General features: G+C 69.1%; 20 protein-coding genes and 2 pseudogenes. 8 read left to right on the top strand and 14 right to left on the bottom strand.

Translation table 11 applies throughout. The annotated features are described in order from the left end of the window. Window positions 1-6 precede the first annotated feature (6 nt). Window positions 7-900 (top strand): annotated as a pseudogene (locus ACWEJ6_RS47860) (IS256 family transposase); the annotation flags it as partial. Between the two features lie 495 nt (window positions 901-1,395). Here ACWEJ6_RS47860 and ACWEJ6_RS47855 read toward each other — a convergent pair. The 3 genes and pseudogenes from ACWEJ6_RS47855 to ACWEJ6_RS47845 form a co-directional block, all read right to left on the bottom strand. Continuing rightward, a complete protein-coding gene (locus tag ACWEJ6_RS47855) occupies window positions 1,396-1,614 on the bottom strand; it encodes a hypothetical protein (RefSeq protein WP_452432033.1) in 219 nt (72 codons plus the stop codon). A 456-nt stretch (window positions 1,615-2,070) separates the two neighbouring features. Beyond that, window positions 2,071-2,193: pseudogene (locus ACWEJ6_RS47850) on the bottom strand (helix-turn-helix domain-containing protein); the annotation flags it as partial. A 194-nt stretch (window positions 2,194-2,387) separates the two neighbouring features. After that, window positions 2,388-2,981, bottom strand: coding sequence for a TetR/AcrR family transcriptional regulator (locus ACWEJ6_RS47845; RefSeq protein ID WP_452432032.1), 594 nt, complete (start codon window positions 2,979-2,981; stop codon window positions 2,388-2,390). A gap of 160 nt (window positions 2,982-3,141) precedes the next feature. Here ACWEJ6_RS47845 and ACWEJ6_RS47840 point away from each other — a divergent pair, with 160 nt between their 5' ends. The 3 genes from ACWEJ6_RS47840 (at window position 3,142) to ACWEJ6_RS47830 (ending at window position 6,348) form a co-directional block, all read left to right on the top strand. Then, the gene (locus tag ACWEJ6_RS47840) at window positions 3,142-3,900 is read left to right on the top strand and encodes a DUF998 domain-containing protein (RefSeq protein ID WP_452432030.1); all 759 of its coding nucleotides are present in this window, start codon (window positions 3,142-3,144) and stop codon (window positions 3,898-3,900) included. A gap of 1,082 nt (window positions 3,901-4,982) precedes the next feature. Beyond that, on the top strand, window positions 4,983-5,855 hold the full coding sequence (locus ACWEJ6_RS47835) for an SDR family NAD(P)-dependent oxidoreductase (protein WP_452432028.1): 873 nt from the start codon (window positions 4,983-4,985) through the stop codon (window positions 5,853-5,855). A gap of 19 nt (window positions 5,856-5,874) precedes the next feature. Continuing rightward, the gene (locus ACWEJ6_RS47830; RefSeq protein WP_452432026.1) at window positions 5,875-6,348 is read left to right on the top strand and encodes a MerR family transcriptional regulator; all 474 of its coding nucleotides are present in this window, start codon (window positions 5,875-5,877) and stop codon (window positions 6,346-6,348) included. Between the two features lie 434 nt (window positions 6,349-6,782). On the opposite strand, the gene ACWEJ6_RS47825 is transcribed toward ACWEJ6_RS47830, so the two are convergent. Genes ACWEJ6_RS47825 through ACWEJ6_RS47805 form a run of 5 tightly spaced genes read right to left on the bottom strand, consistent with a single transcriptional unit; the run spans window position 6,783 to window position 13,333 of the window. Next, on the bottom strand, window positions 6,783-7,634 hold the full coding sequence (locus tag ACWEJ6_RS47825) for a sugar ABC transporter permease (RefSeq protein ID WP_452432025.1): 852 nt from the start codon (window positions 7,632-7,634) through the stop codon (window positions 6,783-6,785). A gap of 1 nt (window position 7,635) precedes the next feature. Beyond that, the gene (locus ACWEJ6_RS47820; protein ID WP_452432024.1) at window positions 7,636-9,093 is read right to left on the bottom strand and encodes an ABC transporter permease subunit; all 1,458 of its coding nucleotides are present in this window, start codon (window positions 9,091-9,093) and stop codon (window positions 7,636-7,638) included. Between the two features lie 3 nt (window positions 9,094-9,096). Continuing rightward, window positions 9,097-10,302: a sugar ABC transporter substrate-binding protein gene (locus ACWEJ6_RS47815; RefSeq protein ID WP_452432023.1), complete on the bottom strand. Its 1,206-nt coding sequence runs from the start codon at window positions 10,300-10,302 to the stop codon at window positions 9,097-9,099. Between the two features lie 11 nt (window positions 10,303-10,313). Beyond that, window positions 10,314-11,669 carry an alpha/beta hydrolase gene (locus tag ACWEJ6_RS47810; RefSeq protein WP_452432021.1) on the bottom strand — a complete coding sequence of 452 codons (1,356 nt, stop codon included), beginning with the start codon at window positions 11,667-11,669 and terminating at the stop codon, window positions 10,314-10,316. Next, window positions 11,666-13,333 (bottom strand): glycoside hydrolase family 13 protein, encoded by a 1,668-nt coding sequence (locus ACWEJ6_RS47805; protein ID WP_452432020.1) that lies wholly within the window; start codon window positions 13,331-13,333, stop codon window positions 11,666-11,668. The genes ACWEJ6_RS47810 and ACWEJ6_RS47805 overlap by 4 nt, the downstream gene beginning before the upstream one ends. A 188-nt stretch (window positions 13,334-13,521) precedes the next feature. On the opposite strand from ACWEJ6_RS47805, the gene ACWEJ6_RS47800 reads away from it, so the two are divergent. Together ACWEJ6_RS47800 and ACWEJ6_RS47795 are read left to right on the top strand one after the other, a co-directional pair. Beyond that, window positions 13,522-14,550, top strand: a complete 1,029-nt coding sequence (locus ACWEJ6_RS47800; RefSeq protein WP_452432040.1) for a LacI family DNA-binding transcriptional regulator — start codon at window positions 13,522-13,524, stop codon at window positions 14,548-14,550. Between the two features lie 519 nt (window positions 14,551-15,069). Further along, window positions 15,070-16,023, top strand: coding sequence for a hypothetical protein (locus tag ACWEJ6_RS47795; RefSeq protein WP_452432018.1), 954 nt, complete (start codon window positions 15,070-15,072; stop codon window positions 16,021-16,023). 245 nt (window positions 16,024-16,268) lie between these two features. On the opposite strand, the gene ACWEJ6_RS47790 is transcribed toward ACWEJ6_RS47795, so the two are convergent. After that, window positions 16,269-16,457 carry a hypothetical protein gene (locus ACWEJ6_RS47790; RefSeq protein WP_452432016.1) on the bottom strand — a complete coding sequence of 63 codons (189 nt, stop codon included), beginning with the start codon at window positions 16,455-16,457 and terminating at the stop codon, window positions 16,269-16,271. Window positions 16,458-17,021: 564 nt separating this feature from the next. On the opposite strand from ACWEJ6_RS47790, the gene ACWEJ6_RS47785 reads away from it, so the two are divergent. Beyond that, window positions 17,022-18,920, top strand: a complete 1,899-nt coding sequence (locus ACWEJ6_RS47785; protein WP_452432015.1) for a CocE/NonD family hydrolase — start codon at window positions 17,022-17,024, stop codon at window positions 18,918-18,920. A 424-nt stretch (window positions 18,921-19,344) separates the two neighbouring features. Here the strand turns inward: ACWEJ6_RS47785 and ACWEJ6_RS47780 are convergent, their stop codons facing one another. The 5 genes from ACWEJ6_RS47780 to ACWEJ6_RS47760 all read right to left on the bottom strand — a co-directional run bounded on the left by ACWEJ6_RS47780 (window position 19,345) and on the right by ACWEJ6_RS47760 (window position 24,070). Further along, entirely contained in the window at window positions 19,345-20,124 is a 780-nt protein-coding gene (locus tag ACWEJ6_RS47780; RefSeq protein ID WP_452432014.1) for an ABC transporter permease, read from the bottom strand. Continuing rightward, entirely contained in the window at window positions 20,117-21,052 is a 936-nt protein-coding gene (locus ACWEJ6_RS47775; protein ID WP_452432013.1) for an ABC transporter ATP-binding protein, read from the bottom strand. The genes ACWEJ6_RS47780 and ACWEJ6_RS47775 overlap by 8 nt, the downstream gene beginning before the upstream one ends. Before the next feature lie 11 nt (window positions 21,053-21,063). Beyond that, window positions 21,064-21,753 (bottom strand): DUF998 domain-containing protein, encoded by a 690-nt coding sequence (locus tag ACWEJ6_RS47770; RefSeq protein WP_452432012.1) that lies wholly within the window; start codon window positions 21,751-21,753, stop codon window positions 21,064-21,066. 151 nt (window positions 21,754-21,904) lie between these two features. Further along, window positions 21,905-23,050, bottom strand: a complete 1,146-nt coding sequence (locus tag ACWEJ6_RS47765) for an FAD-dependent oxidoreductase (RefSeq protein WP_452432011.1) — start codon at window positions 23,048-23,050, stop codon at window positions 21,905-21,907. A gap of 15 nt (window positions 23,051-23,065) precedes the next feature. Beyond that, window positions 23,066-24,070, bottom strand: a complete 1,005-nt coding sequence (locus ACWEJ6_RS47760) for an NAD-dependent epimerase/dehydratase family protein (RefSeq protein ID WP_452432009.1) — start codon at window positions 24,068-24,070, stop codon at window positions 23,066-23,068. Between the two features lie 343 nt (window positions 24,071-24,413). On the opposite strand from ACWEJ6_RS47760, the gene ACWEJ6_RS47755 reads away from it, so the two are divergent. Further along, window positions 24,414-24,872, top strand: a complete 459-nt coding sequence (locus ACWEJ6_RS47755; RefSeq protein ID WP_387666977.1) for a GbsR/MarR family transcriptional regulator — start codon at window positions 24,414-24,416, stop codon at window positions 24,870-24,872. The last annotated feature ends 117 nt before the right edge of the window (window positions 24,873-24,989 follow it).

Below are 24,989 nucleotides of genomic sequence, written 5' to 3'. Positions count from 1 at the left end.
GCATTGACCCGGCGCGTGGACAAGTTGATCGAGCAGCTCGGCATCAAGCACATCTCCAAGAGCCAGGTCTCGGTGATGGCCAAGACGCTGGATGAGCAGGTCGAAGCGTTCCGGACCCGGACGCTGGACGCCGGCCCGTACGCCTTCGTCTGGCTGGACGCCCTGACCCAGAAGGTGCGCGAGGGCGGCCGCATCATCAACGTGCACGTCTTGGTCGCCACCGGGGTGAACGACGACGGCCGGCGCGAGATCCTCGGTCTGGACGTCACGAGCGCTGAGGACGGCGCGGGCTGGCTGGCGTTCTTGCGCGGCCTTGTCGCCCGCGGCCTGTCCGGCGTTCAGCTGGTCATCTCCGACTGTCACGCCGGGCTGGTGGCGGCGATCGGTGCCACGCTTGCCGGCGCGTCCTGGCAGCGGTGCCGCAGCCACTACCTGCGGAACTTGCTGACCTGCGTGAACAAGGCGGCGCAACCGTTCGTGGCCACCCTGGTCCGCACGGTGTTCGATCAGCCCGATGCGGCCTTGGTGCGCACCCAGCACGCCTGGGTGGTGCAGACGCTGGAGGCCAAGCATCCGGCCGCCGCCGAGCATCTCGACGCCGCCCGGGAGGATCTGATCGCCTTCGCCGGCTTCCCGCGCGAGATCTGGCCGCAGATCTGGTCCAACAACCCGCAAGAGCGGCTGAACAAAGAGATCCGCCGCCGCACCGACGTGGTCGGCATCTTCCCCGACCGGCCCTCGATCGTCCGGCTGGTCGGCGCGGTGCTGGCCGAGCAGACCGACGAGTGGGTCGAAGCCCGCCGCTATATGGGCCTGGACATCCTGGCCAAGGCCCGCGTTCGGCTCATCGACGGCGACGCACCGGCCCAGAGCCGGCTTCCGCAGACACTTACCGCTTAACCTGCAGAAACAGGATCACGCGAAGATCGATTCGTACACCACGTCCGTGGACGTGACCCACCACGTGCATCGGCCACTGCCCGCAGACACCGAGCTCGCCCGCTCGATCAAGGTGCTTGCCCGCGCCTGCCAGGACGCGACCTGGAGACGGACCCGTGCAGGAAACGAGCTGCGCTCCCTGCTACGTGAGTACTATCCGGCGATGCTCGAGCGGCCGCCAACCGCAGCGGCAACCTCGCCACTGCACTCACCCGGGCACTGCTGCAGTTGGCCCCCACCCCGGCAGCCGCCCTCAAAGTTTCCCAGGCGAAGATCGCTGCAGCCCTGCGCAGGGCCGGCCGCCAACGCCATGTCGAGGAGGTCGCCGCTGAACTCCATGCCATCTTGCGCCGCCCTCACCTGCGCCAAGACCCGCTCGTCGAGCACGCGATGGGCGTCCAGGCACTGCGCCTTCTCGCCACACTCAGCACCGAATGCGAGAGCATCGAACAGCTGTCACAAGCCACCGAAGAGGCGTTCCAGCAACACCCCGACTACGAGATCATCACCAGTTTCCCCGGCATCGCCGACCAAGCCGGCGCGCGGATCCTGGCTGAGATCGGCGACGACCGCACCCGCTTCGCCAGCGCCCGACTCCCTCAAGGCGTTCGCCGGATCAGCCCCTGTCACCCGGGCTTCTGGCCGCAGCCGCGTCGTCTCCTGCCGCAGAATCAAGAACGACAGACTCGCGGCCGTGGGCTTCACCTGGGGCCTGTCCGCACTCAATCTCTCGCCCGGAGCCCGTGCCCACTACGACCGGCGACGAGCCGCATGCGACGGACACGCCGCTGCCTTCCGCAACCTGTTCAACCGCTTCCTTGGCTGCCTCCACCGCTGCCTTCACAAGCGTCTGCACTACAACGAGACAATTGCCTTTCCACCCACCGCCCCAGCCGCGGCTTGACTCTTACGCCCATCGGATGTCTTGTCGGCCAAGGTCACGAGCCCCACCCGCTCCAGCGCCCGCAGGATGCCCCAGATGCCTGGGCCCGCTGCTGGCTCTAGGCCCCGCACAGCGGGCGGCCGAGGCTGCGGAGCGGCTGTGGATCGTGGACGGCACTCTGATCCCGGTGCGTGACCGCGGCGTCGGCGCTTCCAGCCGGAATTATCGGTTCTCCGCGAACGTGTGGTGCGCTGACGACATAGCCACGTGTAGGCGGTGGGCCGGGAGATGCCCATCTCTGCCGCCACGTGGGCGACGGGACGGCCGGACAGGACGCGTTGGATGAGCAGCCGCCGGCCATGAACGGTCAGTCAGGCGTTACGGTGGGACGCGAGGCCTCTGTCTGGTGAAGATTCGACACCTACACCACAGCGGATGCCGTCCATTGATCAAGCCCTTGGCTGTCAACAACCCTCGTGGTCAATACAGCTAGCCGCGTACCCAACCTCACGGGACCGAACACCTAGCCGACTCACCGTTACGACGACCAAGTGTCCAGCCGCCCCTATATTCCGAGCTCTTCCCGGCAATGCGTCCAGCCCTGATCGAGGAGTCGGAATCCTGCATCGATGGTCCGCTCCGGGTCTGCTTCGCGGGTGGCGCTGGGTTGGATCTGCAGCGCGAACCGGACGTAAAAGCGAATCTCGTCGCTCGGCACAGTGAGCCCGGACTCCTCGGTGATCGCGGTGACCAGGGCGCCTTCGTGGCGGAACCACATCTTCTCCGCGTAGTCGACCAGAGCCGGCGTCTCTTCCATGAGGGTGAGTATCTGGCGCTGGGGCTCTGACCGCAGAGCGGCGAGCTCTGAGAGGTAGTGCGCCTTCAACGCGTCGGAGATCGTGGTTCCCGGCGCCCGGCGGCTGACCGCGGCCACCAGGCGTTCATGCCGGTCATCCTCGTCGCTGAAGACGAGTGCTTCCTTCTGTGGGAAGTGCGTGAAGACCGTTTTGGGTGACACATCCGCCTGGTCCGCGATCTCGCGAACAGTGACCGCGTCGAAGCCTCGCTCGAGGAAGAGCGCCGTTGCCGCATCCAGGATGGCCGCCCGCGTCGCTGCCTTCTTGCGTTCGCGTCGTCCCGCGGCTGTTGCATCCACCATGGCTTGATCCTACTTGAGTGAAGCTCTAACTACATTGACTGTGAAAGTAGTCTCGATATAGTAAGTGAGTGGGTGTAGCGAGTCAGTCGAGCGGCAGGACCGAGTTCACGCGAACTTCCCACCAGCCCGCTCGTACTGATGCCAAAGGAGGGACCACGACATGAACGCGAACTCGCGCTCGGGCATCGAGCAAGCGAAACCCGCCAACGAGGCACAGCCCGAGTCACTCATCCCCGATATGAGTCGGCCTTCTCAGCGCCGAGCCGCAGGAGCATTGCTCCTCGCCGGGCCCGCGATCTTCCTCTTTGCCGAGGTCATCGCCGCCGCGGCTTGGACCGATCCGCCCTACAGCTACACCCATCACTTCATCAGCGACCTGGGAGTCCGCGGACCCTCGACACTGTTCGGGCAGTACATGTACTCACCGCTCGCGTGGGTGATGAACACCGGCTTCTTCCTGTTCGGAATCACGATCCTCGCCGGTACCGCGTTGCTGCGCGGTTTGCCGTGGCGACACCGCTGGGCCGCGCTGGTGCCCGCGACCCTGCTGGCCGTCGGCGGGATCCTGCTCGCGCTGTTTCCCGGCTCCGGCGAGGCACTCGAAGACGGCACCGGCGAATTCCACAGCTTGGGAGCCTTCGCGGGCTTCATCGGTGGCAACTTGCTGGCCATCGTGCTCGGAAGCATGCGCAGGCGGGTCGGACTCTCGCCGGTACTCGGGAGAGCGCTGATCACGGTTGGCATGATCGGCCTGCTTGCGATGCTGCTCTATCTCGCCGCCATCTTCTCCGCCGGCGACACCATCGTCGGCATCATCGGACTCGTTGAACGCGGCGCTGTGCATCCGTTCCTGGTCGGCATCCTCTGCGCGGGAGCATCGATCCTGAACCGCCGGCTCCGGACGCGAGCCCACGCATGACGACACATCCTGGCAGAAGCGCGACGGTTGGGCGTCCTGGTACCGCGACTGGAAGCGGCGAACCGGGCTCGGCCCGCGAGTGGTCAATGATCTGATTGTTGTCGATACCTTCTACGACTGAGAAACGGCTGTCAGGTTCACCACGCGGACGCCGCTGTCCTGCGTCCAGAACATGACATCGCTACCTGACGACCACTGCCGGCCACCCGACGACAGTTGGGCGCCCTCGAGGGGCACGGCCGTCCGTGTGCGGGCGTCGTAGATGTCGTCGGAGCCGGTGAAGAACCGATCCCGACAGGGGTAGTCGCGCAGCCCTTGATGGACGTCGTCGTCGCTGCTCTGGACAACGGTGTCGTCTCCTGAGTGGTGTCTCCCGTCTGCAGATTGACGACTCTAGTCGGATTTGTGCGCACGTCCAGAGGCTCGTCTGTCGCCCACGGCCACTCCACGAGCTGCAGTCCCTTCGGCCTGAGCACCCGTTCGGGGACTCCGCTGGCGACCCTCATCCGCCAGACCCCGTCCAGCGGTGCTGACCAGACGATGTCCTGGCCGACGAGCGCCATGTGATCGACGTTCTCGCCAGGGATCGGCCCCACCTTCCTCGCCTCCCCGCCAGCCCGCAAGGGAGCAGCCCAGACCTGCCCGTCGGCCAGCCAGGCCGCCCGCTCACAGTCGACGGCCAGCTGCTGCGCCTGGCTGAGGGAGGCGACGGTTCGTGAACGCTTGGAGGCCGCGTCGTAGACCTCGAGCGTTCCTCGCTCGCCCCGGACCAGCACCTCCGTGGCGCTGATCGCCGCCAGCGGCCTGGAACGCGCGGGCATGGTGAACACTGCCTGCGACCGCACGCGTTCGACCGCGTTTCCCTCCGGCTGCGCCGGCCTTGGCTCAGGCGTGTCCACGACAGCGTGCGGTGCGGGCCAGGCGACCATCACGCCCCGTCCAGGGGCCGCCGCGTAGACCGCTGCGAGTGCCCCTTCGCCTTTCTGCGCCTCCGGCCCGACCCTCTGGAACTGACGATCACCGTTGCGCCGCCGGATGGTCTGCTTGCCTTCGAGCGCGCTCGAATGTCTATCTTCGCCGTCATGACTACGACAAACGGAACCAAGACCTGGATCATCACCGGTGCGAGCTCCGGACTCGGCCTGGCGTTGGCCGAGGCGGCGCTGGCCGCGGGCGAGCATGTACTCGGCACGGCGCGGCGGACCGGCCGGTTCGACGCGCTGCGGGCTCAGTATGGTGACCGGCTCCTGCCGGTCGAGCACGACGTGCGCGACACGGACGCGGCCGCGGCGGTCGTACGGCGCGCGCTCGACGCGTTCGGGCACGTCGACGTCCTTGTCAACAATGCCGGAGCCGGGCAGGTGGGCGCCGCGGAGGAGGTCACGGACGCGCAGTTGCGCGACATGCTGGAGCAGCACCTCTTTGGCCCGGCCGCCTACGTGCGCGCGGTGCTGCCGCACATGCGTGCGCGTCGTTCCGGTGCGATCGTGCAGATGAGCAGTCAGGGCGGGCGGATGTCCTTCCCTGCCGTCGGCAGTTACTCGGCCGGCAAGTTCGCGCTCGAAGGCTGGTCGGAGGCACTGGCGGGCGAGGTCGCGCCGTTCGGCGTCCGCGTCCTCATCGCCGAGCCCAGCCGCTTCCGTACCGCCTTCAACGCTGCCGAGGTACTCAACATCGTGGACCAGCGCCCGATCTATGACGAGGTGCTCGGCGCCGTCCGCGCGAACATGGTCGAGGCCGACGGCATCCAGGAGGGCGACCCGGCACGCGCCGCCTCGGCCATCCGCGACATGCTCGACACGCCCGATGCACCGCTCAGGCTTCCGCTCGGCACCGAGGCCGTGCGCAATCTCACCCGCAGCTACAGCAACGCGCTCAGCGACGTCGAGAAGTGGGCGCATGTGAGCCAGACGGCCGACTTTCCCGGCATGCCGCCGGCGCTGCGCGCGTTCTGAGCTCCGTACCCTGTCGAACATGGCCACCGAAGACCTGATCGAGCGCATCCTCGCCGCCGACGACGAACCGTCCGCGTCGGTCATCGATGCGCTGCACAGACTCCTTGACGACACCACGATCGAGACCTCGGCGGCGCCCAAGAGTGTCGCCGAGGCCGCCCGCCTGATCGGCCTGTCTCCCCACACCCTCCGCTACTACGAGCAGGAGGGACTCCTGCGGCCGGCACGCAACGCCTCCGGCTACCGCGAATACTCGGCGTTCGACCTGCGCCGCCTCATCTTCCTCACCCGGATGCGGCTGTCGGGAATGACCATGCAGGATCTCAAGCGCTACATCGCCCTCGTCGAGCAGGGCCCGAGCACCGTCCCGGAACGCCGGCGCATCATGCTCGACCAGCGCGAGCGCATCGTGCGGCAGATCCGCGAGCTCACTCTCGCCCTGGAGACGACCGAATACAAGATCCGAGTTTACGACGGGCACCCAGAAGGCTGACCAGCGGCCGGGGTGACCGCACAACAAGCCCTGACGAGCCTTCTCAGGCGCTCCTAGATCTGTGCAGTCCCTTCACAACAGGTCTACCGGAACCGGATCCCCGCTGTGGCGAACGTGGGGCGCGATGCCCTCATCGCGGGCTGGTCGTATCGGCTGCTCGCGCCGGCCAAGGCCGACAGGGCGCAAGCCGCGGTGTGGGCGGTCGCCGGCAGCATCGGTTATCAGGGCAACCTGCGCATACTGGCGATGTCGCGGGCGGGCGTGAAACCAGGAGAAGGGGGGCTGGTGCCCGACCCGGCGCGGCACGAGGTTTATCACTCATCACCTTGGAGGGATCGCAGCCCTACGTGCCATCGGACGGGCTGCGCAGCATCGCCGCGTTCGACTTCGCCAGATCGATCACGTTGACTTGATGACGGGTGCCTGCACGGGCCTCAGCCCTTGACCGCGCCGCTGGTCAGGCCACCGACAATGAAGCGCTGCAAGAACTGGAACAGCACGAGCACAGGCAGCGCTCCGACCAGTGCGCCGGCGGCGAACAGCCCCCAGTTCTGGCCGAGTTTGTCGGAGACGAGTTGGTAGAGGCCGACGGCGAGCGTCTGCTGGTCGGGGTCGGTCAGGACCAGCCCGGCGATGACGAAGTCGTTGAGCGTCGCCACGAAGGAGAACAGTCCGACGACCACCAGGATCGGGGCGACCAGCGGCAGCAGCACGCGGAAGAACACCTGCGCGTGCGAGGCGCCGTCGATCTGGGCGGATTCGTCCAGCTCCCTGGGGACGGTGTCGAAGAAGCCCTTCATCAGGTACGTGTTCACGCCCAGCGCCCCGCCCAGGTACACCATGACCAGGCCGAGCCTGCTGCCGAGGCCGATGGCGGGAAAGACGTCCTTGAGCGCCGACAGCAGCAGGAAGATCGCGACGTAGGCCAGGAGCTGCGGGAAGAGCTGGACGAAGACCAGCATGAGCAGCCCGGCCCTGCGTCCGGTGAAGGTGAACCTGGAAAAGGCGTAGGCGGCGCACGCGCCGAGGAAGACCGACCCAGCGGCCGTCGTCAAGCCGATGATCATGGAGTTGGCGAACCAGCTCGGGAAGGGGTGCAGCGGGTCGGTGAAGAGCGCCAGGTAGTGCGCCGGGGTCGGCTCGGTGAACAGGTCGTTCGAGCCGGTCAGTGTGCCGCTCGGGTTGGTCGAGGCGGCGAGGACGAACAGCAGCGGGAACAGCGCCACGGCGACCGCCGCCACGCCGACGGCGTGGCGCCACCCGTACCTGAGGAACCAGCGGCCCATGTCAGCTCTCCTCCAGCCGGCGCGCCCTGCGGAACCCGGCGAGCGAGATCGCCGCGATGACGGCGAAGATGAGGATGGACACCGCGCAGGCCAGGCCGTAGTTTCTGGCGCTCCCGCCGAAGGCGAGCTTGTAGACCAGCGAGATGAGCAGGTCGGTGGAGCCGATGTCGACCGGTGAGGACGCGTCCCTGGGGCCGCCGCCGGTGAGCATGTAGATCACGTTGAAGTTGTTGAAGGTGAAGGCGAAGGTGGCCACGAGCACGGGCGCGGTCGCGGCCAGCAGCATCGGCAGCTTGACGTGGCGCAGCACCCGCCAGGGGTTCGCGCCGTCGAGCTGCGCGGCCTCGGTGAGCGCCGGCGGGATGGCCTTCAGCGCGCCGGTGCAGATGAGGAACATATAGGGGAAGCCGATCCAGACGTTGACGGCGAGCACGCTGAGCTTGGCCAGCCAGGGGTCGGTGAGCCACGGCACGTGCCCGCCGCCGAGCAGGACGGCGTTGACGAAACCGTGGTCGGGGTTGAGCAGCCCCTGCCAGAGGATGGCCGCCATGAAGGCGGGGAAGGCATAGGGGAACACGATCAGGGAGCGGTAGGCCCGGTGCCCGCGCAGTCCCGGCCGGTCCAGCACCAGCGCGAGGCCCAGCCCGAGGGCGAACATCAGCCCGACCGACAGCCCGGCGAAGGCGAAGGTCCAGCCGAGCACGCCGAGGAACGGGCCTCTGATGCCGGGATCGGTGAGGACCGTGCGGAAGTTCTCCAGTCCGACGAACACCTTCCAGCCGGGACTGAGCGCCCTCCCGTCGGGCGCCACGAACCGGCCGCGGCCGTCGTCACGATAGACAGTGCCGGCGGGGTCGGTGACGGTGCCCGCGCGTTCGTCGTAGCGAAGCGTCGAACGGTAGGTCGCCACCGTCACGGCGTCGGAGGTGCGCAGGCTGCCCTGGCCCGGCACCGGCACCCGCAGCGCGGTGATCTCCGCCTGCTGTGCCACGACCTCGGCGTACGTCAGCGGCCGCCACCCGTCCGGGTCCGCCCCCGGGATTAGCGGCCGCGTGGCGGAACCGACCCTGCCGCTCACCAGGAACCCCAGCTCGCCGTCCCGCTCGACGATCCGGACCGGCTGGACGGGCGACCCCGGCACCCTGACCTCGCTGGCCGCCAGGATCGCGGCCACCGCGTCCTGTTTGGTGCCATTGTGGCCGTCGCCGTAGTTGGTGAAGGCCGCATAGCCGGTGTAGAGGACGACGTACACCTGGTAGAGGAGCAGCAGGACCACGCCCGGCGCGAGGTACTTCGCGGGGACGCGCCGTTTGCCGAGGTAGATGACGTTGATCGCGAGCGTGCCCGCCAGCATCGCGGCGAACGCCCACCACGAGCGCTGACCGGCGAGCGCCACCAGCCCGTAGACCGCGAACGCGTCCACCACGCCCAGCACCAGCGGCTTCACACACCTGTTCATCGGTCAGTTCGCGATCTTCGCTCGGATGCGGTCGGCGGCGTCCCTGGTCAGCTTCGCCGGATCGCCGTCCCCGGTGATGATCGCCAGTTGCGACAGGCCCCAGTCGCCCCAGACCGCGTCCATGGCCGGGACGTTGGGCGCGGGGCTGCCGGCCAGCGCCGCCTCGGCGAATCCGGTCAGCACCAGGTCGCCGCGCAGCTCCTCGCGTAGGGAGGTCAGGGCCGGCGGCCGGCCACCCGCCGCGTACAGCTCGCGTTGCGCGTCGGGGGTGGCCAGGAAGTTGAGCAGGAAGTCGTTGGCCAGGATCGGGTTGGCCGACTTGGCGCTGACGTAGAAGCCCTGCACGCCGACGAACGGCCGGGCGGGCTGATCGCCCGCCGGGGGCACCGGTTCGACGGAGAAGGCCAGGCCGGACCTGGCCAGCGCGGGCGCGTCCCACGGCCCGGTGACCAGGTACGGGGTGCGACCCTCGCGGAAGGCGTCGGTGGCGATCTCGCCGCTCAGCGAAGTGGAGATCACCTTGGCTTCGGCCAGCCCGCGCAGGTAGGCGGCGAACGCCAGCCCGCCCTTGTCGTCGATCCCCAGCTCGCCGCCGTCGAACACGCTGGAGCCGAAGGAGGTCTGCAGCGGGTAGAGGTGGTAGGGCGAGCCCGCCTTGGGGTCGACGGGCAGCCCGACGGGGAAGTCCGCCTTGCCGTCGTGGACCAGCTTCTGGCCGGCGGCGACCAGCTCGCCGAACGTCTGCGGCCGTTTCGGCGCGAGCTTGGTGTTCCGCAGCAGCGCCACGCTCTCGATCGCGTACGGCAGACCGTACGTCTGGCCTTCGTAGCGCATCGCGTCGAGCGCGAGCTTCGGGAAGGCCGCGGCGGTGGCGCCGAGGTCGATCGGGGCGACGACGCCGTTCTGGACGAGCTTGCCGAGCCAGTCGTGCGGCCCGGCGATCAGGTCCGGGCCCTGGCCGGTGGGGGCCTGGGAGATGAAGTCGTCGCGGAGGCCGCCCATGCTCTTCTGCACGATCTTGACCTGGACGCCTCTGGCCTTCTGGAAGGCCGCGGCCAGGTCCTGCAGCGGTTTGGCGCGGCTGTCGTCGGCCCAGACGGTGAGGACGGCCGCCGCCTTCGCGGCGGGGGCGGGGGTGGCTGGGGTGGCGGTGGCGCAACCGGCGGCCAGCAGGGCCAGGCCGGTCACGGCCAGGATGGTCGTGCGCATGTGGGTGCTCCTCATGAGCCGTCGGTGCCGTCGGTGCCTTGGTGCGGGTCGTGCTGGGCGCCGGGGTCGCTCCAGCCGTGGACGTGGACGACCAAGCGGCGGTCGCGGTCGTGCCTGAGCGGTTCGCTGACGGGCAGGCCGTCGGAGTCCAGCCCGTCGCAGCGCCAGCCCCTGCCGACCGAGCCGTTGAGCCCGAGCCCCCGGGGCAGCCGCCAGACGCCGTGGTGCACGCCGGGCGCGATCGGGGTGGTGACCAGGCCGGAGAAGTAGACGGTGTCGGCTTCTGGGGTGCCGGCTGGGGTGATGACCGTGACGTCGAGCGTCGCGGTGGGCTCGCCGTCCACGACGGACAGCTCGCGTTCGACGGTAAGGCCGCCCGTTGTGGCCCGCACCCGCGCGAGGCCGGGTGCGGTGGGGGTGAGCAGGGCTGTGCCCGCCGGCTTGAGCAGGGGCTCGGGGTCCCAGGAGAGGCCGGCGCCGAGCGCGGAGTACGTGCAGCCGTCGGCCCGCAGCGCGAGCGGCGCGACGTCCACGGCCTGGCCGACCGCGGCCACCTCGGCGTCAGGGGCGGGGGCGGGGACGGACAGCTCGACCGGCGGGCCCTCCGTCCCGAACAGGTGCAGCAGCGCGTCGGCCGCCCGGATCGCCCACGCGCTCTCGTGGTGCGGGGCCGCCGGGTCGTGCCGGTAGCGCAGCTCGGCGTCCGGGCGGTAGCCGAGCCCGATGAGCTGCTCGGCCAGTTCCCGGGCGTGGTGGACGGTGATGAGGCCCTCCATCCCGCCGATGTCCAGCCACACCCGGCGCGGCCCCCGTTCGGTGAAACGCCGGTAGACGGGCGTCTCCTCCAGCGTCTGCGGGTCGACGAACACCAGGAACGGCGACATGATCGCCGCCAGACCGAACACCTCGGGCCGCCGGAAGGCCAGGTGGTAGCTGACCAGGCCGCCCATCGACGAGCCCATGACCGCCGTCCGCTCGGCCGCGCCGGTCACCGCGTACCGCGAGCGGATCAGCGGCATCAACTCGTCGATCAGGAAGTCCTCGTAGGACTGCCCGGCGAGCCTGCCGTACGGGTCGCGGGGGTAGGGCGCGATGTGGGAGTACTCCGCGCCGCGAGCCTCGCCCGCGTTGGACACCCCGACCGCGACCAGCGGCGGCAGTGTCCCGGCGGTGATCAGGGCGTCGAGCGTCTCGTCCAGGCGCCAGCTCGGCTCCAGCCCGGCCGCCGCGAACAGGTGCTGTCCGTCGTGCAGGTACACCACCGGGTAGGGGCCGTCCGCGGGGTCGTAGCCGGGCGGCAGGTAGACGAAAACGTCACGCGCGTTCCCGAGTGCGGCGGAGTGGACGCCGCGCAGAATGTCGATCATGCTTCGAGCTCCCAGACGTGGAAGGCGGGCCCGTCGGCGGGCATGGGCGCTCCCGGGCGCAGGTCGGGGCCGCCGGTGAGGCAGGCTCCTGCCGCGGGGGCGCGGAACGGTTCGTGCGCGGCCCTGCTGACCTGGATGAGCAGTGTCTGTCCCGGCGTGGCCCGCTCGTAGACGAGGGTGTCGGCGTCGGCGTGCAGCCAGCGCAGGCCGCCGGTGCGCAGGGCCTCGTGCGAGCGGCGCAGCCCCACCAGGTCGCGGTAGAGCCGGTGGGTTCCGTGGTCCCAGCGGGCGGTGTCCCAGGGGAAGGGACGGCGGCCGTCCTCCAGATGCACCCCCTCGACCCCGACCTCGTCACCAGCGAAGATCATCGGCAGGCCCGGCAGCGTGAGCAGCAGCGCGGCGCCCAGATGCTGGTGCTCGCGCCCGGCGATCGACCGGAACCTGGCCGTGTCGTGCGAGTCGAGCAGCGTCAGGTTGTGGGTATAGGCCCGCCACGGGATGAGCGCGGCGTAGCGGCGCATCACCTCCGCCACGTCCGCGCCGCCGTACTGCGGGATCGGGCCGGGCACGCCCCAGAACTCTGTGGAGCGTTCCCGCGCCAGCCATGACCAGACGGGCCGGGCGAAACCGGCGTAGGACATCGTGCCGTGCCAGCCGGTGCCGCGCAGTGCGCTGGAGGCGTCGAACTGGTGCTCTGCCAGCAGCAGCGCGTCGCCCACTGTGGCTCGCGTCAGCCTGGCGACCTGGTCGTTCAGCTCGACCCCGCCGTGGCGGCCCGCCGACTGGGCGACGTCCACCCGCCAGCCGTCGAGGCCGAACTCGTGCAGATAACGGGCGATCACCGAGCCTGGGCCGTCGTAGAGGCGGCGGCGCAGTGTGGCGGAACGATGATCGAACTTGGGCAGCGTCCTGACGCCGGCGAAGGTGGCGTAGTCGGGCCCGTCCACGTAGTAGAAGTCCTCGCGTACAGGACTGCCCTCGGCGAACCACTCGTGGCCGTCGCCCGAGTGGTTGAGCGTGATGTCGCCGATGACGCGCATGCCGCGGAGGTGGGCCGCATCGGTCAGCGCGCGCAGCGCCTCGTCGCCGCCGAGTAGCGGGTCCACTCTGTCGAAGGTGGTCGCGTCGTAGCGGTGGTTGGAACGGGCGGGGAAGAACGGCGTCAGATACAGCAGGTTCGCACCCAGGTCGGCGATGTGGTCGAGGCGGTCGGTCACGCCCCACAGGTCTCCGCCGTAGACCTGCTGCAACGCGCCGTCTCTGCCCCAGGGGATCGGGTCGTCCCAGTCAGCCCGCCGTACCCACGCGGGGTCGGGCCCATGGTCTCTGCCTGAGCGGGCGAAACGGTCGGGGAAGATCTGGTAGATCACTGAGTCGGCGGCCCATGCGGGCGGGGGCGGGTAGGTGGTCAGCACGAAGTCGGTGGTGTCCGGCACGTCCAGCGGCGACAGCCCAGCAGCGGTCAGCCACAGCGGGCCGGTCGCGGTCTGCAGCAGGAAACGGTAGCCGCACTCCGGGTTCACCATCTTGACCGTGGCGCGCCACCAGATCTCGGAACCGGTGACCCGGTCGGCCGTCGCCTCGGCGAACCGGGGCTCGCCGTCCGGCGTGGTACGCACGTGGACTTGCCGCACGTCCAGGTCGAGCGAGGTACGCAGGAACACCTGAACGTGATCACCGAGTGACGGCGACGAATCACTGACGTACAGCGGCGACCCGTCGTGGTGCGCCCGGGTGTTGCAGAGTGTTCTTCGATGCCCCATGCTGTTAATGCTCCAAAATGCGCTGTTCACCAGGTCAGATGTGTCGCGAGCTTAGGAGCCGTGGAAACGGCGCCGCAACACTTCGAAACATGTTTCACCGGATTCTCGAAGGGTCCCCCATGCCTCGACCATCCGTGCGGACGATCGCCACCCGCGTGGGAGTGAGCGCCGCGACGGTCAGCAGGGTGCTCAACGGCCGGCCCGGCGTCTCGGAGGAACTGCGGGCCAAGGTCCTGCGGGGCATGCGGGAACACGGCCTGATCGCACCCGCAGCTGAGCCGTTCGTCGGCATCATCGTCCCCGAGTTGGACAATCCGGTCTTCCCGCTACTGGCAGGCGCCATCGAGGCCAAGCTCGGCAGCCACGGCGTCACCGCGCTGATCGGCAGCTCCACCGCCAAGGGCCCGACCGAGCTCGACTACATCTCCGCCCTGGTACGGCGGGGCATCCAAGGCCTGGTCCTCATCTCGGGACGACACGCCAACCCGGCCGCCGACCATAGCTTCTACTGGCAGCTCCACCAACAGCGCATCCCCATGGTGCTGGTAGGCGGCCAGGTGCCCGACCTCCCGGTCTCCACGGTCACCACCGACGAGGCGGCGGGCGCGGCGATGGCGGTGGCACACCTGCGCGAACTCGGCCATGAGCGGATCGGGCTGGCTGGCGGTCAGGGCTATCTGCGGCCCTCGCAGAACCGGCTGACAGGCTGGCGCCGGGAAATGCGACGCTCGTTCGGCTCAGTGGACGACATGCTGCATGTCGAGTCGGACTACTCGCTGACCGGCGGTCACGCAGCCGCCCGGCGGCTGCTGGCAGTCGGCGCGACGGCGCTGATCGCAGGAAGCGACCTGATGGCGCTGGGTGCGGTCGCGGCCGTCCGCGAGGCCGGGCTGGCAGTTCCGGGCGAGGTGTCAGTCGTCGGATACGACGACTCCTACCTGGCCGTGCACGGCGACCCGGCGCTGACGACCGTACAGCAACCGGTGGAGGCGATGGCGGCTGCGGTGGCGACGGCGATGTGGCAGTCGCTGCAGGGGTATCACGCCCCACACGTGGATCACGTTTTCGCGCCGCGCCTGGTGGTCAGATCCTCGACGGGCAAAGCCCGCGACCTGTAAGCCCCCGACCCGGGAGCTGCAGCGGCCCGCCGCTGCCCCGCGCCGACGGCCGCCCCAGCGGCATCGCCTGGTCGAAACCATTACCGAGGTGTGCGGCAGCAACTCTGAAGACCGCTGCGCGGTCCTTGTCCCAAACGACGTGGCTGAACGCCTGGCGTTCGGAGATCTCGGCGAGTGTGAGCGCTGGGACCGGTTGAGCCAGACACTCAAGACCGCGGGAGTAGTCCGGCCGCCCGCCTCCAAGAAGCAGCACCGGGATCCTTGGAAGGAGCTTCACGACGGGATCCTGGATTGGCTGCGAAGGGACTCCCGCCGCAGGCTTCTCATACTGCTGGACGAGTGCGACGAATTCTTTGAATCGGATTACTCCAACGTGGCCAATTTTCGCGAGACCAAGAGGCTCAAAGAACTCGTACTGGAGTCGGACGGGCGGGCGAAAATGGTCTTCGCCGTACTGCATTCCGTGCAGCGTTTCGCCAAACTCACGAGTAACGGCCCTTCAGTCACATCGGCAAGGCGATGGTCGTCGGTCCGCTGCGCCCGAAGCACGCCTTCGACTTAATCACACGCCTGCTCGGCGCTCTAGGGTTCTCGTTCGAGGCGCCGGAACTCGTGCATCGTATCCTGAACCACTGCACCTATCAGCTCTACCTCCTGCAGATGTTCGGCAGCCGGCTGAGCGAAGCCATGCACGAAAGGCGCACGAAGGACCTTGGCGGCCCGCCCTGTTCGATCACCGAAGAGGTTGTGGAGGCTGTGGACTCCGATACAGAGCTGCGCCATGAGATCATCGGCGCATTCCGCGAGACGCTCATCCTCGACCCACGTTACAACGTCATCGCCAACGTGCTCGCGCATTACGCGTACGAGAACGAGCTCGACGCCCGCATGTCCGACACTCAACTCGTCGAAGAATGTCAGGCATGGTGGCCGGAGGGATTCGCCAAGCTCGACGCCGAGGCATTTCGCTCCTACCTGTCAGAGCTCGTCGGTCTTGGGGTGCTGCGGCCCGATACCGACGGAGTCGGATGGCGCCTGCGTTCGCCCAACGCGCTGAGCATGATCGGCACGAGCGAGGAGGTCGAAACCGAACTGGTTCGCGCGAAGACGGAATCGGTCCCACCTGAGGTCAGCGCCCGACAGACCCGACGGACGCTGATCGACGGCGCCCGATGGCCGATCACCATCTCGCATTTCCAACACGTTGTCGCAGGTGGTCGCCGGGACTTCACCGAGGCGTTGACCATCGGCACCCCTGGCCGACGGCGGCTCATCCTGTCCGACCTGGCCGCGAACGGCACCAAGCCCGAAGGCTGCTGGGAGAGCCTGTCCAGCGCGATCCACATGCGTCCGGTAACAAGCGTAGTGACCCGCTCAGTGATCCTGGTCGCGGACACCACCACCCTGCCGTTCTGGACCCGAGTCTTCGATGAAGACCGACGAGGTGGGTGTGGTCAGGCTCCGGCGCCATGACCGGCGTGGCTTGGAGGTCTGGGCATTGGAGGTAGGAAAGTTCGCAGCAGAGGACAAACGCGACCGTTTGCTGCAAGTGACCTCCGGGTGGCCGTATCTCGTGGAACGCGTCCTGTCGATCTCGGAGCAGTCCGGGAGCGAGGACGAGGCGCTGCCATCAGGTCGCAGGTGACCTGGCTGCTCCCGAGGGCCAAGCCGAGCTCATAGATCTTGTGAGTCTCTCCGCTGGCGACTCCATCGCGGATTCACGCCGACGGCTCGTACACGTTCCCCTGGGAGTGATCATGGGCTTCAAGGAAGAGCTCGGGATCGACCCCGAACGACTCGCGGCCGACGCCGACCGCCTCTTCAACCAGTTGGGGGTCGACCGGCAGTACCACGACGGCACGCGCGGAGTCCAAGGACGGCTGGGTGAGCGTCGAGTACAGCTGCACGTCAGGCGTCCGGGATCTGCGCCTCGACCCGCGTGCCATGCGCATGGAGTCCGGCCGGCTTGCCGAGACCATCCTCGGCCCGCGGTCGAAGTCTGGTCGGTTTGGCATGGCCCGTCCCGCCTCCATGGGCGGCAGGCTCACGAGCAATGATCAGGCCGCTGGCCCCACTCTGCGGGCGCGGCTTCGCAGCTATTCGGTGTTGCTGAGTACCGGTAGTCAGTGTTACTTTGTACCGGTAGTTAGCACTACTGAGTAGCGGAAGTGCGGAGTTTCCATGGGTGAGGAGGTGACGGAGATGCTCAAGGGCGTGCTGGAGGGCGTCGTCCTGGCGATCCGGTCCGGCCGGCCCGCGTACGGCTACGAGATCACGGCGTGGCTCCTAGATCAGGGCTTCTCCGACATCGCCGAAGGCGCCGTGACCTGCCCTGCTGGACCTGACGCCAACGGCCGAGCCATGCCACATCCTCACCGTTCGCCGGCGCCGAGGCAGGCTTGTCGCCGCCCGCCTCCGTGTGCTTCGACGGCTACCGCTGATCCCGCGTAACCATCCTCGAAGGAGACCGCATGTCAAACCCCCGATGGCGAGGGTTCCTCGCCGCAGTCGCGCTTGAGCTCCCGCTCGTAGTGGCCGCTGCCCCCGTCGCGTCCGCGACGGCGGAGCCGGAGATCAAGGTCTCCGGCGGGCTCACGCAGCCGGTCTTCTCCTATCAGGACGCCATCCGCGAGCACGTCCGGGTGCAGTCGCCGGTCGACAGTGACGGGGACGGCAAGAAGGATCTGGTCCGGGTGGACATCATCCGGCCGAAGGAGTCCGGTTCCGCGCTGAAGGTCCCAGTGATCATGCATGAAAGCCCGTATTACGACGTGCCGGGCGTCGGCTACGAGAGCGAACACAAGAAGTATGACGCGAACGGGAACGTGACGAAGTTCCCGATGTACTGGGACAACTATTTCGTGCCGCGCGGATACGCGTTCGTGTCGGTCGACATGATCGGCACCAGGCTGTCCGATGGTTGCCCGACCACTTACGGCGCTTCCGACGTGCTGGGCGGCAAGGCGGTCATTGACTGGCTGAACGGCCGGGCGATCGCCTATGACGACAAGGGCGATCCGGTCGAAGCCGCCTGGACCACCGGACGCACCGGGATGATCGGCCATTCCTATGAGGGAGCGCTCGGTGTCGGCGTGGCCGGCACCGGCGTGCCGGGGCTGGCGACGATTGTGAACATTTCGGGTTACACCAGCGGATACGAGACATCGCGCAACAACGGCACCATTACCTGGTACAAGGGCGGGCAGGAGGAGCTGGCCCAGCGGGTCGACCTCGATCCGGATGAGAAATGCGCGGCGGTGCACCAGCGCCTGCGCGAGGGCTCGGACGACGCCACCGGCAACTACAACGCCTACTGGGACGAGCGCAACTACCGGACCGGGCCGATCTCGAAGGCGCGCAACGTCCGCGCCAGTGTCTTCTCGGTGATGGGCATGCAGGACCGCAACGTCGTGGGCAGCCAGTTCTCCGAGTGGTGGGCCAAGCTGCCCCGCACCGTGGAGCGCAAGGCGTGGGTGACCCAGTACGGGCACCTCGATCCGTTCTGGGCCCGCCGCGACGTGTGGCTCACCACCCTGAACAAGTGGTTCGACCACGAGCTGATGGGCGTCCCCAACGACATCATGCGTCAGCCGCGCGCCGACGTGCAGCTCGGCCCGGGCCGATGGGTCACCCAGGCCGACTGGCCTGCGTCGACGCGCACGATGACTCTGCGGCCACAGCATGACGGTTCCCTGGGCCGTAAGCCCTCGACCGGCTCCGGAAGCTATCTCGACACCGCCCAGACCGAGATCGCGATGGCCGGCGATCCCGCCACCGCCAACCCCAACAGGCTGGCCTTCCTGACCCCGCCGCTGGAGAACGCGACGCGGCTGTCGGGGACACCGTCGGTGAGCCTGCGTCTCAAGCTGGACAAGCCGACCGCCAACCTGGGCGTCCTCCTCGTCGACTACGGCACCGACACCCGCATCAACTACCGCGAACGCACCGCGACGTCCGCGGAAGGCCTCAAGTTTCTCGGCGGTGAAGACTGCGTCGGCCAGAGCACGGCCGATGACGACGGCTGCTACCTCAGGGCCGGCGACAACACGGCGACCTCCGGCTTCCACGTGGTCACCCGCGGCATCCTGGACGCGCAGAACCACAAGTCGCTCAGCCGCCAGGAACCGCTGACCCCAGGCAAGTCGTACCAGATCACCTGGAAGACGCTGCCGCTGGACTACGAGTTCAAGGCCGGACACCGGCTGGGCCTGGTGCTGACCGGCGCAAACGACGACTTCAACCTCGACGTGACCGGCAACGGCAGCGGGGACGATGCCGAACCCGGCACCGGGGCCAAGGTCACCATCGACCTGGCCGGTACGTCGATCTCGCTGCCGCTGGTCACCGGCACGTCCACCGAGTCCAGCTAGTACTGCGTTCCTCAAAGGGTTAGGTGAACGTCGGTGTAGCTGCCGTGGTGGCGGTGGCCGGCCCAACCCGTCTCGTTTCGTCCGAGGCGTGCTCGGCTACCCATGCGTCGAGGTGCACCTGACGGCAGTCGGCCAGAGTGAGGTCCCGATCGGCGAGCCCGGTCAGGAAGCGGGTGGCGTAGATGGTTTGCTGTCCGGGCGACCCTGTCGAACGTGTCCTCGCGGCGGTTGAGACGGCGGCCAGTCCCGGATTCCGAGTCCTGGTCGCGCGTGTCATGGGCACGGCCGTGAGCCGGCCGCGGCGATGTTGCGGCGCGCTCAGCAGGACGGCATGGTGCCGTCTATCGCCAGGCTGGCTTGTATCCGCCCTCTTCGCGCGATTGACAAACACCTGGCGCTCGGACTCCGTGCGGTGGGGGATTGGTCAGTGCGTGTGGTCGGCTCGGTTCCACCAGGCGGTGGTCGCTGCGACGCCGGCTGCTCCGGTGAGCACCACCAGCAACAGCCCGGCCGGGCCGGGCGGGTCTTGGCCCGCGCCGGCGATTCCGGCGTACAGGCCGGGGACCGACCAGGGGAAGACGGCGCCGTAGCCGAGCGCGGCGATGATCTGGGCGGCGAAGATGATGCCGAACAGGACGCCGACGGCGGCGAGGTAGCCGCGTCCGGCGCTGGCGGCCAGGGCCAGCGGCGTGGTGGTCAGCGCGGCCAGACCCGCCGCGGCCACGAGTCGCGCGACCCCGGCGGCCACGATCGGCGCCGACCAGCCGGGCAGGGCGAGCACCGCGCCGATCAGCAGGCCCAGCCCGGCGAGCAGCAGGGCCAGCAGCAGCGCCCAGATGGCGGCGACGGTGAACTTGGCGGCCACGACGGCGGTGCGGGAGGTGGGAAGGGCGAGCAGGTCGGTGGCGGTGCGGTCGCTGAACTCGCGGCCGAACAGCCAGATGGTGATCAGTCCGTAAATGCCCAGGCCGCCGACCGCGACGGCCTGGGCGAGCAGGGCGAGGTAGCCGGGCCAGTCGGCGGTGGCGCCCGACAGTTGGGCCTTGCCGCCGAGCAGGCCGAACGCCCGTGCGCGGACGGGGTCGGCCAGGATGAACATGAACATCCCGCACACCAGCGCGGCGATGGTGAAGGCCAGCGCGGTGATCCAGGGCAGGCGGCTGCGCCGTACCTTGAGCAGTTCCGCCCACAGTGCCTCACGCACGTTCGCTTCCTTCTTCTGGCGCGACCGTACGCAGGAAGAACGCCTCCAGGTCCTCTTCCTCCAAGTGGAGCTCGGTGGGCGGCACCCCGCCGTGCACGAGGACGGAGGCGACCTGCTCCGGTTCGGCCAGGGCGCGCGGGTCGGCGAGCAGCAGACCGGTCGGCGTGGCGGGTTCGGGACGGTAGCCGTGGGCGCGGAGCAGTGCTCGGGCGGATTGGTCGTCGCGGGTGGCCAGGCGCAGGTGGCGGCGGCGGTGCCGGTCCAGTCGGTCGGCGTCGTGTTCGCCGAGCAGGTGGCCGTGGTGCAGGATGCCGATGCGGGGGGCCAGGCGGGCGACCTCGGCCAGGAGGTGGCTGGACAGCAGCACGGTGGTGCCGTGCCGGCGGGCCAGGTCGGCGAGCAGGGCGCGGATCTCGGCGACGCCGGCGGGGTCGAGGGCGTTGCCGGGTTCGTCGAGGATGAGCAGGTCGGGGGCGTGGATGAGGGCTCTGGCCAGGGCCAGGCGCTGGAGGTTGCCGAGGGAGAGGGTGCGGGCGCGGCGGTCGGCGTAGGGGGTGAGCGCGAGGCGCTCGATGATGTCGTCGGCGCTGCCGGGCTGGCGGCGGAGGCGGCGTACCACGGTCAGGTTCTCGCGTACGGTGAGCTCGGGGTAGGCGGCGGCAGCCTCCACCAGGTAGCCCACCCGCGCCCACGCGGAGCGGTCGCCGGCGGACACGTCGGCCCCCAGGACGCGCACGGTTCCGGCGGTGGGCGCGATCATGCCGAGCAGCATGCGGATCAGGGTCGTCTTGCCTGCGCCGTTGAGGCCCAGCAGCGCGTAGATCTCGCCTCTGCGCACACTCAGGCTGACGTCGTCGACGGCCACGACGCCGGTGTAGCGCTTCGTCAGGCCGGCCACCTCGATGACCGGAGCCCCTGCGCTGCCCATATGGTGCTCCTTCATCGCCGGGTGATGGCCGGCAGGACGCAGCACGATCCCACCTCACTGACGGCGTTCCGGCGGCGCAGGCGGGCGGCGGCGACGGTGATCCAGGCGAAGCCGACCAGCAGGGCGGCGTGTTCGAGCAGCCCGGCGGGCGCCGGCCGGACCACGCCCTGAACATCCAGGCGGAAGGCGATTCCCGCGGCGACGGCGAAGGTGATGACAAGAGCCCCGGACCATCGCGAGTAGATCATCCACCCTCGGCTCCCGGCGTGCGGGCCCCGTGCCGGCACGAGCGGCAGGGCCGCCAGCGCGGCGAACAGCACCAGGCCGGCCAGCCCGTGGACGCGGCCCGCGGTGGTGACCGTCTCGGCCCGGCCCGGCGGATAGCCGAGGGCCGGATCAGTGGGCACGATCCCCGCCACGACCATCGCCAGACCACCGGCCGCCAGGAGGAACGGCGCCCAGACGGCGGCCCGGCCGGGAGGAAGAACACGGCGTACCCCGGCGGCGAAGGCGAGCAGCAGGAGCCCGCCGATCACGAAGTTGGCCGTTTGCAGCCAGCCGCGTTCGCCGGTGCCGAGCTGGCTGGCGCCGTTGTGCCAGAGGCTGTATCCGGGCCGGGTGGCGCCGTCGATCAGGAGCAGCACGGGGACGAGTACGCCGGCGGCGATTCCGCAACCGAGCAGGGTCGTGGTCGGGCGCATGGGGAGCAAGCCTCCTAGCTCCGCGATCGGAAGATCGCGGGCCGACCAGGCTTCCCGGCTCACCGACGTTCGCGCCCCTCCTGGGGGCACGTTCATACAGACGCCTGGAATGTAACACCTGGCCGCCCGCCCGGCCAGATCTCACAAGGCTTCAGCCCTTGATGAAGCGGCGGGTCATGTACCGGCGCACCGGTGGCAGGGACGCCAGCCGCAGCGGAAGCAGGCTCAGCCACAGCACCAGGGGGTTGGCCGGGGCGTAGACGCCTTTGACCCGGCGGCCGAGCTTCTGCTTGCGCTCGGCCTCGGGACGGATCGCGGCCTCCCACGCGGCCAACGCGGCGGGGATGTCGCCGGGGTGGGCGGCCAGTTCGGTGCCGAGCCGGTCGGCGCCGCCGACGGCCAGCGAGGAGCCGTACCCGGCGAACAGGGTGACGCACCAGGCGGCGTCGCCGAGCAGCACCACCCGGCCCTTGCTCCAGGACGGGGCGACGACCTGGCTGATGGTGTCGAAGTAGACCGAGTCGGCCCGCTGGAGGCCGGCGAGGGCTTCGGGGATGACCCAGCCGAGGTCGCCGTAGACGCGTCCCAGCTGGGTGGCGACGTCCTCGCCCGGGCGGGCGTGGTCGGTGCGGTAGCCGAAGAAGGCGACGTTGCGGCCGTCGCCGACGCTGATGACCGCCGCGGTACGACCGTTGGACGACAAGGTGCCGGTCGCGCCGGGCGCGATGGTGGCGGGCAGCCGGTCCAGCATGAAGACGGCGACCTTGTACTCCAGGTCGAGCAGGAAGTCCTCCTCCGGGCCGAACAGCAGGGAGCGCGTGGCCGAGTGCAGGCCGTCGGCGCCGATCAGCAGGTCGGCCTCCTCGACCGAGCTGTCGCTCAGGGTGACGCGGACGCCTTGGTCGTCCTGGTCGACGTGGGTGAGGGTGGTGCCGAAGCGGATCTCGGTGTGGTCGCGGACCTTGTCGTACAGGACGGCTTCGAGGTCGCCGCGCAAGATGGTGATCGAGCGTGGCCCGGTGGTGGCGGCGATGGTGGCGCGATCGAGTGCGAAGCGGCGGGAGCCGTCGCTCTTGTGGTAGACGAGCTCGGTGGTGTCGAAGGCCCTGGCTCGCAGGTCGGACACGATGTCCATGTGTTCGGCGGCGTCGTAGCCGATGCCGCCGAAGGTGACCGCGTAGCCGCCGCCGCGGCGGGCCGGGGCGCGTTCGACGATGAGGGTGTCCCAGCCGATCTGGTGCAGGCGCAGGGCGGTGGCCAGGCCGGCGATGCCGGCTCCGATGATGACGGCGCGCATGATGGGGTGCTTCCTTCAGTGGGAGAGCTGGTCGAGCAGCCGCTGTTCGGCGGCGGCGTCCAGCCAGGTGTCGGGGGAGGGGGCGTCGGCGCGGGGTGCGGGGTCGCCTTCGGCCTGAAGCCAGGCCCAGGTGTCGGCGAGGGTCTCGCGCAGCGGGCGGGTGGTGAGCCCTTCGGCCAGTGCGGCGCTGACGTCGGCGTCGTGCATGCCGCTCGGCACGCTGCCGTCGGGCAGTCGTAGCCCGAACTCCATGCCGAGCGGCAGGCCGTGCTGCAGGAGCAGCTCCGGCGGTGTCCACACCAGTTCGGTGTCGAAGCCGGTGACGTCCAGCGCCGTGGTGAGCAGGTCGCCGAGGGTGGTCGCGCCCGGCGGGCCGGTCACGGTGAAGGCCCCGTTCAGGCCGCGTTCGGCCGAGCGCAGCATCCAGGTGGCCAGGTCCCGGACGTCGAGATACTGCAAGGGCGTCTGGGCGGGAGCGGGGGCCAGGACCCTGCCACCCTTCTCCAGGCGGCGCAGCCACCACGGGATGCGGCCGACGTCCTCGTACGGGCCGAGGATCATCCCTGCCCTGGCCAGCAGTGCCCGCTCGCCGAAGGATTCCAGGACGGCGAGTTCGCCGCCGCGCTTGGCCGCGGCGTAGTCGGCGTCGTCCGTACTGGCGGGGTCGCCGTCGACCAGCGGCGCCTGCTCGTCGGCGTCCGCCGGCCAGGGCCAGCGGTGTACGCCGCGGCTGGAGACGTATCCGTAGTGTCCGGCGCGGCCGGACAGCAGGCGGGCGCTGTCGCGCACCACCTTGGGCGCCCAGGCCCAGGTGTCGATGACCGCGTCCCACTCGGTGTCGCCCAGTGCCTGCCGTACGGACTCGGTGTCGGTGCGGTCGGCGAGCAGCGGCCGCACGCCGGGCGCGGGGGCGCGGCTGAGTCCGCGGTTGAGCGTGCTCACCTCATCGCCCCGCTCCAGCGCGGCCTCCACGACGGCGCGGCCCACGTGGTGGGTGCCGCCGAGAACCAGTAGTTTCACGATGCTCCTGAAGTGAGGGGCAGCCAGAGGGCTGACGGGTGCTGATGGTCGTGGAAGATCGCGTGCTCCGAGGCGGGCAGGTTCGTGCCGGTCGCGAGCGGCCCGCCGACGCCGGCATGACGGCCGTGCCGTCGGCCGGTCGATGGCGTCGCGCACAATGGCCGGGGTGGCGGGGAAGGCATCGGGTCGTCTCCTGGGGTCGGCAATGCTGCTCGCCGACCAGGCTTCCCGGCACACCATCGTGTCCTCTCGCGGAGAGGCCGATGTGACGACTGTATCGAAGTTTCAGAAATTACTGAAGAGTGAGCATGTTCGATAGCCTGCCTCTTGAGAAGGAGGCGCCTTGAACGACAGGTCTGAACAGTGGCAGGCGGCGGAACGACTGGCCCTGACCTTGATCGAGGGCGGGCTTCAGCGCATGCCCGCTCGCACGCTCGCGGTCTTCCTGTTCACCGATCAGGACAGTGTCACCGCCGGCGAGATCGCCGAACGACTTGAGGCCAGTGCGGGATCGGTCTCCGGCGCCATCAAATCCCTGCTGGCCGTCGGACTGATCGAACGCCTGCCCGCCCCCGGCAGCCGCCGTGAGCACTACCGACTCCGTGACGACGCCTGGGCCACCCTGTTCACCAGCCAGAACACCGTCATCCAGGCCATGCTCAAAGCCGCGACCGCCGGAATCGCCGCCACCGAGGAGGGCGATCCCGCTCGGCAGCGCCTGACGCAAATGCACGCCTTCTACGAATTCCTACTCGGCGAACTCCCCGCCCTGCTGCAACGCTGGCACCATCAAAGCGGCTGACTCCGGCCAAGACCTCGTCAAAGCGGCTCCGTCACATCAGGTAGCGCAGCCACAGATACGGCGCCACCAGGGCGACGGTGACAACGGTGACGATCAGGCCGTACTTGGTGAACTGCC

Source organism: Nonomuraea sp. NPDC004702 (genome assembly GCF_053601695.1).
Note: the sequence above shows the minus strand (reverse complement) of the source record. Positions and strands in the feature narration are given on the sequence as shown.